The 13865-nt window shown below is 69.2% G+C and carries 12 protein-coding genes and 2 pseudogenes; 11 read left to right on the top strand and 3 right to left on the bottom strand.

The features are described from left to right. The 6 genes and pseudogenes from ACFXB5_RS36555 to ACFXB5_RS36530 all read left to right on the top strand — a co-directional run. Positions 1 to 208: pseudogene (locus ACFXB5_RS36555) on the top strand (hypothetical protein); the annotation flags it as partial. A 177-nt stretch (positions 209 to 385) separates the two neighbouring features. Further along, entirely contained in the window at positions 386 to 781 is a 396-nt protein-coding gene (locus ACFXB5_RS36550) for an SseB family protein (RefSeq protein WP_385216426.1), read from the top strand. Further along, a complete protein-coding gene (locus tag ACFXB5_RS36545; RefSeq protein WP_385216424.1) occupies positions 768 to 1289 on the top strand; it encodes a hypothetical protein in 522 nt (173 codons plus the stop codon). The genes ACFXB5_RS36550 and ACFXB5_RS36545 overlap by 14 nt, the downstream gene beginning before the upstream one ends. Further along, positions 1289 to 5770 carry a putative T7SS-secreted protein gene (locus tag ACFXB5_RS36540; protein ID WP_385216422.1) on the top strand — a complete coding sequence of 1494 codons (4482 nt, stop codon included), beginning with the start codon at positions 1289 to 1291 and terminating at the stop codon, positions 5768 to 5770. The genes ACFXB5_RS36545 and ACFXB5_RS36540 overlap by 1 nt, the downstream gene beginning before the upstream one ends. Continuing rightward, positions 5767 to 6198 carry a hypothetical protein gene (locus ACFXB5_RS36535; RefSeq protein ID WP_385216420.1) on the top strand — a complete coding sequence of 144 codons (432 nt, stop codon included), beginning with the start codon at positions 5767 to 5769 and terminating at the stop codon, positions 6196 to 6198. Before ACFXB5_RS36540 ends, ACFXB5_RS36535 begins: the two co-directional genes overlap by 4 nt. A 172-nt stretch (positions 6199 to 6370) precedes the next feature. After that, a pseudogene (locus tag ACFXB5_RS36530) lies at positions 6371 to 6832 on the top strand (PmbA/TldA family metallopeptidase); the annotation flags it as partial. 2 nt (positions 6833 to 6834) lie between these two features. Here the strand turns inward: ACFXB5_RS36530 and ACFXB5_RS36525 are convergent. Genes ACFXB5_RS36525 through ACFXB5_RS36515 form a run of 3 tightly spaced genes read right to left on the bottom strand, consistent with a single transcriptional unit; the run spans position 6835 to position 7919 of the window. Next, the gene (locus tag ACFXB5_RS36525; RefSeq protein WP_385216417.1) at positions 6835 to 7149 is read right to left on the bottom strand and encodes a Uma2 family endonuclease; all 315 of its coding nucleotides are present in this window, start codon (positions 7147 to 7149) and stop codon (positions 6835 to 6837) included. 17 nt (positions 7150 to 7166) lie between these two features. Beyond that, positions 7167 to 7409: a hypothetical protein gene (locus tag ACFXB5_RS36520; protein WP_385216415.1), complete on the bottom strand. Its 243-nt coding sequence runs from the start codon at positions 7407 to 7409 to the stop codon at positions 7167 to 7169. Between the two features lie 45 nt (positions 7410 to 7454). Beyond that, entirely contained in the window at positions 7455 to 7919 is a 465-nt protein-coding gene (locus tag ACFXB5_RS36515) for an ATP-binding protein (RefSeq protein ID WP_385216412.1), read from the bottom strand. 186 nt (positions 7920 to 8105) lie between these two features. On the opposite strand from ACFXB5_RS36515, the gene ACFXB5_RS36510 reads away from it, so the two are divergent. The 5 genes from ACFXB5_RS36510 to tyrS all read left to right on the top strand — a co-directional run bounded on the left by ACFXB5_RS36510 (position 8106) and on the right by tyrS (position 13836). After that, the gene (locus ACFXB5_RS36510) at positions 8106 to 8903 is read left to right on the top strand and encodes a helix-turn-helix domain-containing protein (RefSeq protein WP_385216409.1); all 798 of its coding nucleotides are present in this window, start codon (positions 8106 to 8108) and stop codon (positions 8901 to 8903) included. Further along, positions 8900 to 9103 (top strand): DUF397 domain-containing protein, encoded by a 204-nt coding sequence (locus ACFXB5_RS36505; RefSeq protein WP_385216406.1) that lies wholly within the window; start codon positions 8900 to 8902, stop codon positions 9101 to 9103. Before ACFXB5_RS36510 ends, ACFXB5_RS36505 begins: the two co-directional genes overlap by 4 nt. A 303-nt stretch (positions 9104 to 9406) precedes the next feature. Then, a complete protein-coding gene (locus tag ACFXB5_RS36500) occupies positions 9407 to 10945 on the top strand; it encodes a TldD/PmbA family protein (protein WP_385216403.1) in 1539 nt (512 codons plus the stop codon). After that, positions 10942 to 12336: a metallopeptidase TldD-related protein gene (locus ACFXB5_RS36495; protein ID WP_385216400.1), complete on the top strand. Its 1395-nt coding sequence runs from the start codon at positions 10942 to 10944 to the stop codon at positions 12334 to 12336. Before ACFXB5_RS36500 ends, ACFXB5_RS36495 begins: the two co-directional genes overlap by 4 nt. A gap of 84 nt (positions 12337 to 12420) precedes the next feature. Continuing rightward, the gene (gene tyrS, locus ACFXB5_RS36490; RefSeq protein WP_385216397.1) at positions 12421 to 13836 is read left to right on the top strand and encodes a tyrosine--tRNA ligase; all 1416 of its coding nucleotides are present in this window, start codon (positions 12421 to 12423) and stop codon (positions 13834 to 13836) included. Positions 13837 to 13865 lie beyond the last annotated feature (29 nt).

The following is a 13865-nucleotide window of genomic DNA, read 5'->3' as shown; positions in this document are numbered from 1 at the left end:
CGTCCCCTTCATCCTGAACCGCGCCGCCATAATCATCACGGCGGCCGCGACGCGGCCGCGGGGCGCCCGCCCCGCACACCCGGGGCGGCCTTCTCCGTTCTCCCCGGCCGCGACCCCGGCTAACGGCAGGGTTCGGCGCTTCCACAAGGACCTGCTCGCACTCGACACCCTCGACGTCGGCTATCGGCTCCTGATGGCGGACGCCTGACCTGGACGGGCGGCGGCCGCGGGGATCCGGCTGCGGGGAGCGGCGCGCCGGTTACTGAAAGTGTCGGTCAACTGTGTGAAGATAGCCCTCATGTTTGGGGGAGGGGACAGCAGACCGCCTGGTCAGGCTGGCAAAACGACGCTGGCGGACCTCATCCGCCAGGAGACCGCCGCGCGGATGCCGGAGCGGGAGAAGTGGGCGGCGCTGCGGAAGGCGCGGCTGTACTTCCAGCGTCCGGAGGAGCCGGGTTTCCTGGTCTCGGAGACCGCCGAAGACGGCCCGCTCGTACCGGTCTTCACCTCGATCGAGGGGCTCGCCCGCTTCGCGGGGGCGTGTGGATGGGCGTCCACGACCGTCGAGGACCTGGTGGGCCTGTTGCCCGAGGGCGTACGGGCGCTGGTGGATCCGCTGGGCGAGCGCCCCTTCCTGCTGGACGCGCGGACGCTGCGCGACGCGGACGGCCAGGAAGCGGAGCCCCACCAGGAAGCGGAAGCCCAGGAAGCGGACGGCCAGGAAGCGGACGGCCAGGAAGCGGACGGCCGCGAGGAGGGGGCCGAGCGTGGCGGATCCTGATGCCCGGAACGTGAACCGCGCCCCCAGCGAGGGCGGCGAACACGGCAAGTACGGCGGCAACGAGGGTGCCGACGGCTACAAGATCGAGATCGCTTCGGTGAAGGGCCTGATCGCCCCGCTGGAGGAGTCGGTCATCGGGGCCCGGGCCGTGAAGAACGGCCAGGAGAAGCTGACGTCCTATCTCCAGCACTGCGGCGCGCCCGAACTCCTCGAATCGGGCAAGGGGTTCCTCAAGGAGTGGGGCTTCGGCATGGGCGAGCTGGCCGATCACGCGGACGCGGTGGTGGAGCGGCTGTACGAGGCGATAGCCGGGTACATGCTGGCGGACCTGATGCGGATCAAGGACTTCTGGCCCTCGGACGAGAACATGGCCAAGCTCCCCTCGGGCGCGGCCGGCAAGTGGTCCTGGGAGCACGTGGGCGCGCCGGAGATGGAGAAGCGCCCGGAGGACACGGCGCTGTCGAAGTTCGCGCGCAAGTTGCAGAGTGAGTACGGGGACGAATCCTGATGGGCGATCCGGACGCGGGGCGGCCCCCGCAGATACGGATACCGGAGGACGCCAAGCCCAAGGATCTGATCCCCGGCAATCCGGACGACATCGACGACCTGGTGCTGGAGCTGCGCGCGTACGCGGGTGCCTTCCAGGACGGCAAGGACAAGCTGCGGCCGCTGGAGCTGGCGGACTGGTCGGGCAAGGGCGCGAACGAGTTCCGGAAGTCGGTCGACCGGCTGCCGAAGGAACTGACCTCGGGCCACGACCAGTTCACCCATGCGGCGAGTGCGCTGGCGGCGTACGCCACCAAGCTGCGGTCGGTGCAGAAGCGGTGTGAGCCGATCATCGAGGACGCGGACGCGGCGCGGGCGGCGTCCAAGGCGCACGGCAAGAAGGTCGAGTCGTACAACGACGCGGTGACGCGCGGCGACGAGCGGTTGCCGGAGAAGCCTTCGGAGACCGATCCGGGCATCGCCGCGATGGAGGGGTGTGTCGGTCGGCTGGACAAGCTGATCGAGGAGTTGCAGCTGGTCGTCGACGCGTCCAAGAAGAAGATCGACAAGGCGGCGGAGAAGGCCCCGAACAAGCCGAGCAACTGGCAGAAGGTCGGGGACGGCCTCAAGGACGGGCTGTGGAAGGCCCACTACGGCATCCTGGGCATGGCCGAGCTCCCCGCCTCGCTCCTCAAGGGCGACGCCCAGGGCTTCGCGATGCAGCTGGCCGGCATGGTGGACGGCGCGGCGTACGCGGCCCAGCACCCCAAGGAGTTCGCGAAGGCGGTCACGAACTGGGACATGTGGTCCAAGGACCCGCTGCGCGCGGCGGGCGAGATCACCCCGTCGCTGCTGCTCGCCCTGGCCACGGGCGGCGCGAGCGCGCTGCGCAAGGAGCTCCAGACGGGCAGGACCGCCGCCCAGCGGCTGGCGGCCCGTAAGAAGGTCCTGGGCCGGGACGGCGAGGCGTCCGGGCGGGCGGACAGCGAGGGCACCCACGACCGGCACACCCACGACAGGGACTGCGAGGACGACCCGGTCGACGTCGCGACCGGCGAGATGGTCATGCCGGCCACGGATGTGTCCCTGCCCGGGGCGCTCCCCCTGGTCCTGGAGCGCACCTTCGTCTCCGGGCACACCTGCGGCGGCTGGTTCGGCCGCACCTGGGCGGCCACGCTCGACCAGCGGCTGGAGCTGGACGCGGACGGGATCGTGTTCGTCACGGCCGACGGGATGGTGCTGCGCTACGGGGTGCCGACGCCCGGGGAGGACACGTATCCGGCGCGGGGCCCGCGCTGGCCGCTGCGCTGGGACGGCGCGGCGGGCGGCACGATGCGGATCGAGATTCCCGAGCGGGGCCGCACGCTGCACTTCACTCCGCTGCCTCTTCTGGGTGGCAATGAGCTGCCCCTGGAGACGATCGAGGACCGCAACGGCCGGTCCATCACCTTCACGTACGACGAGGACGGCACCCCGCGCGAGGTGGCGCACTCCGGCGGGTACCGCATCGCGGTCGACACCGATCCGGAGCTGTCGCGCATCACGGGGCTGCGGCTGCTGGGCGTCGGTGGCGGCGGGGAGAGTGAAGGCGAGGGCGAGGGTGAGGGCACCACGCTGGTCTCCTTCGGCTACAACGGCGTGGGCGACCTGACCGAGGTCTTCAACTCCGCCGGCGAGCCGATGCGGTTCACCTACGACGAACAGCACCGCGTCACGTCGTGGACCGACCGCAACGGCACCAGCTTCGGGTACGTCTATGACCACCGGGGCCGGGTGCTGCGCACCGTCGGCTCGGACGACATGATGACCGGCCGCTTCCACTACGACGAGGCGTCCCGCACCACCGTCTACACGGACTCGCTCGGCCACCGCGTCACGTATGTCTTCGACGAGGCGTACCGGGCGGTGGCCCGCACCGATGCCCTGGGCCACACCACCCGCACCGAGTGGGACCCGCAGACGCGCCGCGTGCCCCTGTCGGTGACGGACCCGCTGGGCCACACCACGCGCTACGCGTACGACGACTCCGGCAATCTCATACGCGTCGCCCGCCCGGACGGCACGGTGGCCACGGCCACGTACGACGCGTACGGCCGGCCACTGGAGGTCCGGGAACCGGACGGCGCCGTGTGGCACCACGCCTATGACGAACGGGGCAACCGCGTCCGGACGACGGACCCGATGGGCGCGGAGACGCACTACACATACGACGAGTCGGGGAACCTGACCTCGGTCACGGACGCCCTGGGCCACACCACGCATGTCGTATGCGACGAGGCGGGCCTGCCGGTGGAAATCACCGACGGGTCGGGCAACACGACACGGGTCCGCCGGGGCACCCATGGCCGCATCACGCGCGTCACCGACCCCCTGGGCCATGTCACCCGCCAGGGCTGGACCATCGAGGGCAAGCCCGCCTGGCGCACCCGGCCGGACGGCAGCCGCGAGACCTGGGCCTGGGACGCCGAGGGCAACCTCCTCGAACACACCGACCCGGCGGGCAACACCACCCGCCACACCCACACCCACTTCGACCTCCCGGCGACGCGGACCGAGCCGGACGGGGCGACGTACGCCTTCACGTACGACACCGAGCTGCGGCTGACCGGCGTCACGAACCCGCAGGGCCTGACGTGGACGTACGCGTACGACGGGGCGGGGCAGGTCGTCTCGGAAACGGACTTCAACGGCCGCACGCTCAGCTACCAGCACGATGCGGCGGGCCGCCTGATATCCCGGGAGAACGGCGCGGGCGAAGCGCTGGCCTACGCGCGTGACGCGCTGGGCCGTACGGTCGCCACGCGCACGGCGGACGGCACGGAGACGACGTTCGCGTACGACGCGGCGAGCCGCCTGACGCGGGCGGCGAACCCGGACACGGAGCTGAACCGCACGTATGACGGGCGGGGCCGGGTCCTGACGGAGACGGTGGGCGGTCGTACGACGACGTACGGATACGACGCGGCGGGCAACCGCACGGAGCGGATCACCCCGAGCGGCCTGCGGTCGGCGTGGACGTACGACGCGGCCGGCCGCCCAATGTCCCTCACCACGGCGGACAACTCCCTGCACTTCGGGTACGACGCGGCGGGCCGCGAGACGACACGCGCCTTCGGCGACGACGTGACCCTGACCCAGACGTGGGACGCCCTGGACCGCATGACGGGCCAGACCGTCACCGGCCCGGCCAACGCCCTCATCCAGCACCGGGCGTACGCCTACCGCCCGGACGACCACCTCACCGAAATCCGCGAGCTGACGTCCGGCACCCGCCGCTTCGACCTCGACCCGGTCGGCCGCGTAACGGCGGTCCACGCCCACGGCTGGACCGAGACCTACGCCTACGACGCGGCGGGCAACCTGACGCATGCCACGGCCCCCGACCACGCATCACCCGGCGACCGCGAGTTCACCGGCACGATCATCCACCGCGCGGGCCGCACCACCTACGAACACGACGCCCAAGGCCGCCTGACCCGCCGCACCCGCAAACTCCTCAACGGCCAGACCCGCACCTGGACGTACACCTGGAACGCGGAAGACCGCCTGACGGACGCGACGACGCCGGACGGCGACCACTGGCACTACATGTACGACCCGCTGGACCGCCGCATATCCAAACAACGCCTGGCCGAGGACGGCACGGTCGCCGAAGCGGTGGACTTCACCTGGGACGGCACGAGGCTGGCGGAACAAGTCACGCCGGAGGGCGTGGCAACAACCTGGGACTACGCCCCAGGAACCCACCGCCCGATAGCCCAGACCGAGCGCTTCGAATCCAAGGCCCGCTTCCACGCCATCATCACCGACCTGGTCGGCACCCCCACCGAACTGGTCGCCCCCGACGGCACCCTCGCCTGGCAGCACCGCACCACCCTCTGGGGCACCCCCCTCCCCGCCCCACCCGGCTCAGCCGACTGCCCCCTCCGCTTCCCCGGCCAATACGCCGACCCGGAAACCGGCCTCCACTACAACTACTTCCGCCACTACGACCCGGAATCTGCTCGGTACACCACTCCTGACCCACTCGGATTGGTTCCAGCTCCCAATGCGACAAGCTATGTCCACAATCCCCACACTTGGAGTGATCACCTAGGGCTCGCCGGAGATGACGGAGTAGAATGGGCCAACCCTAACGACATAAACTTTTCACAACGCACCGTATCTCCGAACGACTACGCAGAGAAGATGCGCTCTGGAGAATGGGATTGGCGCCGACCTGGAGCTGCTTTGAGGGTTATGGAGGTAGACGGTCAACTGGTGTCGTACGACAACCGAAGGCTTGATGCGGCGCGCGAAGTTGGGGCGCCCGTGGCAATCGAACATGTCGACCCAAACGCTGTCCATCCTGATTCTACAACTGGGCGAACCTGGGCAGAGCAGTTCAGAAGGCGCATGAACTCGGCACGGAACAGGAATGAGCTCGGTGAGCCTGTGCCACCAACAGGGCTCGAACAGAGACCAGACCACGTTCGGAACAATAAATGCAAGAAGGGGAAATGACCACCATCACAGAGCTGTGGAAAGAATTTCAGCTCCCGATCAGAGATGCTCTGCACTTCGCCGATGGGCAATCCTTCGACGTGAGCCTCACTCCCGAAGCATCGAGCGGACTGACGATCCAGGCACCTTTCGATTTGAGTGGCATGCTTGCAGATGATCCATCATGGACGTCCTCAGTTGATGGACTTGTCGAGGCAGACCTGGGGAAGCGGGGGCTACTGTGGGGCGGCGAGGGTTCGTATGGCTCCGAGGGCTTTATCGCCCGCTTGACCACCGAACGCTCACTGGTTTGGGCGATCTTCTTCATGGATTCGAATCCATTTGATCAGATCCACTTGACCAACAACGTCGCCACCTTCGTCTCAACTTCCACGGTGGAAATCACAGTCGACATCGACGATCCACGAGCACCAATCCCCATGATGTAAGGACGGGGCGCTGCCGAACTTCCAACAGATCCCGCGCTTCGCCCCGTAGAAGGTCGTCGTTCAGCACCCCGGTTCCTGTGCTCTTGACCAGAAATTGCGGCACTTGAGGTTCAGCGGCATGGTTCACTTCTCACGGACACCACGCGATGTACGCGACGAAGAGGAGCCGCCCGTGGCGCACGAGATTGATCCGTCCTTCCTCGCGCTGCCCTGAGGGCGCTCGCCGACGCGGCGCTCGCGCGGGCACGCGCGCTGGGGGCCGAGCATGCCGACTTCCGATTCGAGCGGGTGCGCAGTGCCGCCTGGCGGTTGCGGGATGCCAGGCCATCCGGGGCCTCGGACACCACCGACCTGGGGCATGCGGTGCGGGTAGTGCACGGTGAGGCGTGGGGGTTTGCGTCGGGTGGATCTGAGCATGGACGCGGCGGCCCGCATCGCCTCGCAGGCGGTGGCGAAGCTGTCGGCCAAGGTGATCGAGGCAGCCGGGTCCGGTGAGCGGGTGGACTTGGCGGACGAGCCGGTGCATGCCGACAGGACCTGAATATCCTCGTATGAGGTCAACCCGTTCGATGTGGCCGACTCCGACAAGACCGGACTCGCCGAGTGGAGCCAGCGGCTGCTGGCCGCCGACGGCGATCAGCGGTCCTCGGGATAGGTCCGCAGGTCCGTGGTGGCAAGGGTCCAGTCGCCGATGGTCACCTCGTCGCCAAAGGCGTAATCACTGCGGGTGCGGTAACGGGGGCCCTCACCGCCGAGCCCGGGAACCGGATCGGACAGAGCCGCGATGGTGCCCTTCCGTGGATCGACGAGAAGATAGAGAGGGATGCCCATCGCCGGGTAGTCGTGCATCTTCTCGACGCAGTCGGTGGAGTGATTCGACGGCGAGACGATCTCGGCGACCAGAGCGACATCTCGGGGATGGAACGGTGCCATCGTGTTCTCGGCGAACACCGCGTCAGGAACCACGATCAGTCCGGGCGCCGGAGTTTCCCGAGTAAGGCGTCTTCCACCTCACCGCCCGTGTGGGCGACCAGGAAAGGCGGGATCCGCCGGTCGAGCTGCTGGCGGATACGCAGAGCGATGAACTCGTGCGGACGCGAGGCGGACATCATCATGACGATCTCGTCGCCGCTGATCTCGTAGCCCCGGAACGAGTCAGGGGCGTGTTCGGCGAGCCGCTCCGCGATTTCCCGTAGACGCCCGTACTCCACGGCCGACGCTCCCCACCACGGCGGTCCTGCTTGTCCGTGCCCCCATCATCGCGCATCGCCGGCTCCAGTGTCTCCCGTGCCCTGCCGCGACCGGCACTCCTCGGACGCGAGAGCGTATTCGCACCACACCGTCTTCCCGACGCCCCGTTCCGCCACCCCCCACTTCGACGCGAGCGCGTCCACGAGCAGCAGCCCGCGCCCGCACTCCGCCTCGTCCTCCTGGTCCCGGAGCACCGGGCGCCGCTCGTCGCGGGCGTCGGACACCTCGATACGGGCCGAGACGGGTCCGCCACGGCTGTCTCCGCCGGGCGGAGGCTGCACGCTGAGCCGCAGATAGAAGTTCCGGCCGGGCACATGCCCGTGGTTCACGGCATTCGCCGCGAGTTCGCCCGCGATCAGCGCGAGGCTCTGCGAAGCCTCGGCGTCCCGGGGGATGCCCCACTCCTCCAGTCTGCGGACGACGACGCGCCGGGCGAGCCGGGCACCGCGCCGGGAAGAGGTGAAGAACATCTCGAATGTACCGCTAGGGGGATTTTCGCCATTCACGTCACCGAGCGTGGCGAAGCGCGCCTAGCCTGACCAGACGGGCGGCGGGTACGCAGGGTCGCGGTACGGGCACGACGGGTGCCCGTACGGGAGGACCTCCGTGACGCCGAGGGGAAGGGGCCCGTTCTCGCGCAAGGAGGTGGGTGGGTCATGGCGGGTGACATCGTCAAATGCATCGGCAGGCAGGTGAAGCTCTTCCGCGAACGGGCGGGGCTCACGCAGGCACAGTTGGGTGTGGCGATCGGGTATAGCGAGGAGCAGGTCTCATCGGTCGAGCAGGGACGCCGGGTGCCACAGCCGGATTTCCTGGACGCGGCGGACGAGGCGCTGGAGGCGTTCGGGGTGCTGCGGGCGGCCAGGGAGGAGGTGGCCAACGTACAGCTCCCGGCGTTCTTCCGGGGCGCGGCGCGGCTGGAGGCGCAGGCGGTCGAGTTCCACGCCTACGAGAACCAGGTGGTCAACGGGTTGCTCCAGACCGGCGATTACGCCCGGGCTGTCTTCATGATGCAACGCCCGATGTTGGGCGAGGAGACCATCGAGCAGCGGGTCACCGCCCGGTTGGCCCGGCAGGAACTCATCACTCGGCAACCCCCGCCCATCATGAGCTTCGTGACCGAAGAGGCGGTGTTACGCCGGCCGTGCGGCGGAACGCCGGTGATGCGCGCACAGTTGGAACATCTGCTGCACATCGGCCGGATGCGAAATGTGGATCTTCAAGTCATGCCGACGGGGCTGGAAGAGCACGCCGGAGCGGGCGGCCCCTTTGCCTTGCTGGAGCCCAAGGGGCGCCAGATGATGGGCTACGTAGAGGCCCAGGACATCAGCAGATTGCTGACGGATCGCAAAGCGGTCCGCACCCTCGAACAGCGCTACGGGATCATCAGGGCCCAGGCTCTCACTCCACGGGAGTCGCTGGACTTCATCGAGAAACTGTGGGGAGAAACGTGAACAACAACGACATCGAACTGTCGTGGTTCAAGAGCAGCTACAGCAGCGGTGAGGGCGGCATGTGCGTCGAGGTGGCCGCCACCGCCGACACCGTCCACGTACGGGACTCCAAGAACCGCCACGGATCACAACTCGCCTTCTCCATACGCCAGTGGGACGCCTTCATCGACCGTCTCACGGCTGAAGAGTTCGGCGCGTAACCACCCGTTCGGGCCGCCTTGGGCAACCGGGGCGGCCGTTGTCCTTTCGCCGCGCAGAGCGGTGTGGCGATTACCAGGGGTGTCGGTCACCCGTGCCCGAGCAGCCCGCGTTCGACCTGGACCGCAGGTTTGCCGACCCGTGCGCGCTGCTGCCCGACCTGAGCGACGAGCGGCGCGGCCGGAGGCCGAGGGCGGCGACCCCGGGCCCGGCGGTTCAGCCGCAATTACCGCGCCCCACCCCGCAGCGGCATGGTTCACTGCCGACGGACACCACGCAACGTACGCGACGAAGAGGAGCCGCCCGTGGCGCACGAGATTGATCCGTCGTTCCTCGCGCTGCCGCTCAGGGCGCTCGCCGATGCGGCGCTCGCGCGGGCTCGCGCGCTTGGGGCCGGGCATGCGGACTTCCGGTTGGAGCGGGTGCGGAGTGCCGCGTGGCGGTTGCGGGATGCCAAGCCTGCGGGGGCGGCCGACAGCACCGACCTGGGGTATGCGGTGCGGGTGGTGCACGGCGGGGCGTGGGGGTTCGCGTCGGGGGTGGATCTGAGCATGGACGCCGCCGCGCGAGTGGCCTCGCAGGCGGTGGCGATGGCGAAGCTGTCGGCGAAGGTGATCGAGGCGGCGGGGTCCGATGAGCGGGTGGAGTTGGCGGACGAGCCGGTGCATGCCGACAAGACGTGGGTGTCCTCGTATGAGGTCAACCCGTTCGATGTGGCCGACTCCGACAAGACCGGACTGCTCGCCGAGTGGAGCCGGCGGCTGCTCGCGGCCGATGGGGTCGCGCACGCGGACGCGTCGCTGCTGACCGTGCAGGAGAACAAGTTCTACGCGGACACGGCGGGCACCGTGACCACCCAGCAGCGGGTGCGACTCCATCCGCAGCTCACGGCCGTGGCCGTGGATCCGGCGAGCGGGGAGTTCGACTCGATGCGCACCCTGGCCCCGCCGGTCGGGCGCGGCTGGGAGTATCTGACCGGTGGACCCGGTGCGGGCGGCGGCTGGGATTGGGACGCGGAGCTGGCGGAGATCCCGGAGCTGCTGGCCGAGAAGATGCGCGCGCCATCCGTCGAGGCCGGGTCGTACGACCTGGTGGTGGACCCGTCCAATCTGTGGCTGACCATCCATGAGTCGATCGGCCACGCCACCGAGCTGGATCGCGCGCTCGGCTACGAGGCGGCGTACGCGGGCACTTCCTTCGCCACGTTCGACCAGCTCGGAAAGCTGAAGTACGGCTCCGAGGTGATGAATGTGACCGGGGACCGGACCGCCGAGCATGGGCTGGCCACCATCGGCTACGACGACGAAGGCGTGGCCGCCCAGTCCTGGGACCTGGTGAAGGGCGGCACCCTCGTCGGCTATCAGCTGGACCGCCGGATCGCCCGGCTGACCGGTTTCGAGCGGTCGAACGGCTGCGCCTTCGCCGATTCGCCGGGCCATGTGCCGGTGCAGCGGATGGCGAACGTGTCGCTGCGGCCCGCCCCCGGCGGCCCCTCGACGGAGGAGCTGATCGGGGATGTCGAGAACGGTCTGTATCTGGTCGGCGACCGCTCCTGGTCGATCGATATGCAGCGGTACAACTTCCAGTTCACGGCACAGAGGGCGTATCGCATCAGGAACGGCGCTCTCGCCGGGCAGGTGCGCGACTTCGCCTACCAGGCCACCACCACCGACTTCTGGGGTTCGATGACGGCCGTGGGCGGCCCGCGGACGTATGTCCTGGGCGGCGCCTTCAACTGCGGCAAGGCCCAGCCCGGGCAGATCGCGGCGGTCTCGCACGGCTGCCCGTCGGCGCTGTTCCGCGGCGTCAATATCCTCAACACCACCCAGGAGGCCGGACGATGAGCGTGAAGCCCCATGAGATCGTCGAGCGCGCCCTGGAGCTGTCCCGCGCGGACGGCTGTGTGGTGATCGCCAACGAGACCTCGACGGCCAATCTGCGCTGGGCGGGCAACGCCCTGACGACCAACGGCGTCACCCGCGGCCGCACCCTGACCGTCGTGGCCACCGTGAACGGCGGGCAGGGCACCGCCTCGGGCGTGGTGTCCCGGTCCGCGGTCACCGCCGAGGAGCTGGAGCCGCTGGTCCGGGCCGCCGAGGCGGCGGCGCGGGAGGCGGAGCCGGCCGAGGACGCCCAGCCGCTGGTGGAGCGGGATCCGGGCGCGGCGGTCTCCCCGGGCTTCACCGACTCCCCCGCGGTGACCTCCTCCGAGGTGTTCGCCGGCTTCGCGCCCGCCCTCGGCGAGTCCTTCGCCCGGGCCCGCGCGGGCGGCCGGGAGCTGTACGGATTCGCCCACCATGAGCTGGTCTCCAGCTATCTCGGCAGCTCCACCGGGCTGCGGCTGCGCCATGACCAACCCACCGGCACGCTCGAGGTCAACGCCAAGTCACCGGACCGGACGCGTTCGGCCTGGGCCGGGCGGGCCACCCGGGACTTCACCGATGTGGACCCGGCCGCGATCGACGCCGAGCTCGCCCAGCGGCTCGCCTGGGCCGAGCGCAGGGTCGAGCTGCCGGCCGGCCGCTACGAGACGCTGCTGCCGCCGAGCGCGGTGGCCGATCTGCTGATCGACCAGCTGTGGTCGTCCTCGGCCCGGGACGCGGCGGAGGGCCGTACGGTCTTCAGCAAGCCGGGCGGTGGCACCCGGGTCGGCGAGAAGCTGTCCGAGCTGCCCTTCACGCTGCGCAGTGACCCGGCCGAGCCGGGGCTGGAGACGGCGCCGTTCGTGATCGCGCACTCGTCCGGGGACGACACGTCGGTCTTCGACAACGGTCTGCCGCTGTCCGGCACCGACTGGGTCCGGGACGGGGTGCTGCAGCAGCTGATCACCACCCGGCACACCTCCGCTCTCACCGGGCTGCCGCTCGCCCCCGCGGTCGACAACCTGATCGTGGACGCGGGCGGCACCCGCTCGCTGGAGGAGATGGTCGCGTCGACCGAGCGCGGGCTGCTGCTGACCTGCCTGTGGTACATCCGTGAGGTCGATCCGGCCACGCTGCTGCTCACCGGGCTGACCAGGGACGGCGTCTATCTCGTGGAGAACGGCGAGGTGGTCGGCGAGGTGAACAACTTCCGGTTCAACGAGTCGCCGGTGGGTCTGCTCGCCCGCGCCACCGAGGCGGGCCGCACCGAGCGGACGCTGGCGCGGGAGTGGAGCGACTACTTCAACCGCGCCGCGGTGCCGCCGCTGCGCATTCCGGACTTCAATATGAGCTCGGTCAGCAAGGGGGTGTGAGGAGCCGAATAGACTGGTCCAGGCCCATCCGAAGCGACCGTTTCGGATCCATCCATATCCGTTTCGTCTATCACCAGGAACGCCATGACACGCCTCGGCGAATCCGTCGCCCGCGCCAGCGAGCTCCTCAGCCAGGATCTCTCCTCCGACAAGACCGTCGAGCGGCTGCTCGAGGAGACGGGCTCGCGGCGCTATATCGACCTGACGGACCTGTCGCCGACGGAGCAGGCCGAGCTGATCGCGTCCCGTACGGTCGAGATCCTGCCCGGTGTGGCGGATCTGGCCAAGCGGATCGAGGAGCGCCGCGGCGCCGGCCAGGGCCTGGCGATCAAGCTGGGCATCGACCCGACGGCCGCCGATGTGCACCTCGGCCATGTGGTGCCGATGATCATCCTCAACCGCTTCCAGCGCATGGGGCATGACGTCACACTGCTGATCGGCGACTTCACGGCCAAGATCGGCGACCCGTCGGGCCGTACGGCGGAGCGCCCGCCGCTGACCGACGAGGACATCGCCCGGAACCTCGCGGGCTACCAGGACCAGGTCCGGCCGTTCTTCGACTTCGAGAAGGTCAACTTCCGGCAGAACAGCGAGTGGCTGGCGCCGTACACCTTCCCGGAGCTGCTGGGGCTGCTCTCCCAGGTGCCGGTCTCCCAGCTGCTGCAGCGCGAGGACTTCCGCAACCGGCTGGCCGCGGGCTCCGGGCTGACCATGTCCGAGCTGCTCTACCCGATCGCGCAGGCCCTCGACTCGGTGGCCCTGGAGTGCGATGTGGAGCTGGGCGGCGCGGATCAGCTGCTCAATCTGCAGATGGGCCGCAAGCTGATGGAGCTGCGCGGGCAGCGGCCGCAGCTGGTGGTCACGATGCCGCTGATCGAGGGCACGGACGGCACCGGCGCCAAGATGTCCAAGTCCAAGGGCAACTATGTGGCGCTCTCGGCGACCGCCGACGATGTCTTCGGCAAGATCATGTCGATTCCGGACCGGCTGATGAAGCCGTACCTGGAGGCATGGACCGAGTGGACGGACGCGGAGATCGCCGCCTCGATCGCCCGGGTCGAGGAGCGGTCACTGCACCCGATGGATCTGAAGAAGGTCCTGGCGGGCGAGGTGGTGGCGGCGGTGTACGGCCTCGAGAAGGCGATGGCGGCCCGTGCGGGCTTCGTCGCCCAGTTCTCCAAGAAGAGCTTCACCGACGTCGAGACGCCGGTGGTCGACGCCGGGGAGCACGGCACCGAGTCCATCGCGACCGTGCTGAGCAAGGTGCTGGAGTTCCAGCCCAGCGCCTCGGCCGCCCGCCGGGTGGCCAAGCAGAACGGTCTGCGGCTGGTGATCGAGACCGAGGGCGGCCAGGAGTCGGTGGTGCTGCCCGAGGCCCAGGCGGTGCGCCCGCTGGCCGAGGTGGTCGCGGAGACGCTGGCGTCCGCCGGGCTCACGGGGGCGTCCGGCGCGGTCTACCTCAAGGCCGGGCGGAAGATCGCCCAGGTGCGCGGTGTGTAGTCAAAGCGGCGGCCGGTGCGCGTCCACCA

Source organism: Streptomyces sp. NPDC059455 (assembly GCF_042750115.1).
GTDB classification, from domain to species: Bacteria; Actinomycetota; Actinomycetes; order Streptomycetales; family Streptomycetaceae; genus Streptomyces; species Streptomyces endocoffeicus.
The sequence above is the reverse complement of the archived record's forward strand: the minus strand, read 5'-3'. Positions and strand labels throughout refer to the sequence as shown.

Bases quoted from the DNA above. Each gene is read 5' to 3' on its own strand.
- ACFXB5_RS36550 (WP_385216426.1), top strand. From the start codon at position 386: ATGCCGGAGCGGGAGAAGTGGGCGGCGCTGCGGAAGGCGCGGCTGTAC.
- ACFXB5_RS36540 (WP_385216422.1), top strand. From the start codon at position 1,289: ATGGGCGATCCGGACGCGGGGCGGCCCCCGCAGATACGGATACCGGAG.
- ACFXB5_RS36535 (WP_385216420.1), top strand. From the start codon at position 5,767: ATGACCACCATCACAGAGCTGTGGAAAGAATTTCAGCTCCCGATCAGA.
- ACFXB5_RS36515 (WP_385216412.1), bottom strand. From the start codon at position 7,919: ATGTTCTTCACCTCTTCCCGGCGCGGTGCCCGGCTCGCCCGGCGCGTC.
- ACFXB5_RS36510 (WP_385216409.1), top strand. From the start codon at position 8,106: ATGGCGGGTGACATCGTCAAATGCATCGGCAGGCAGGTGAAGCTCTTC.
- ACFXB5_RS36495 (WP_385216400.1), top strand. From the start codon at position 10,942: ATGAGCGTGAAGCCCCATGAGATCGTCGAGCGCGCCCTGGAGCTGTCC.
- tyrS (WP_385216397.1), top strand. From the start codon at position 12,421: ATGACACGCCTCGGCGAATCCGTCGCCCGCGCCAGCGAGCTCCTCAGC.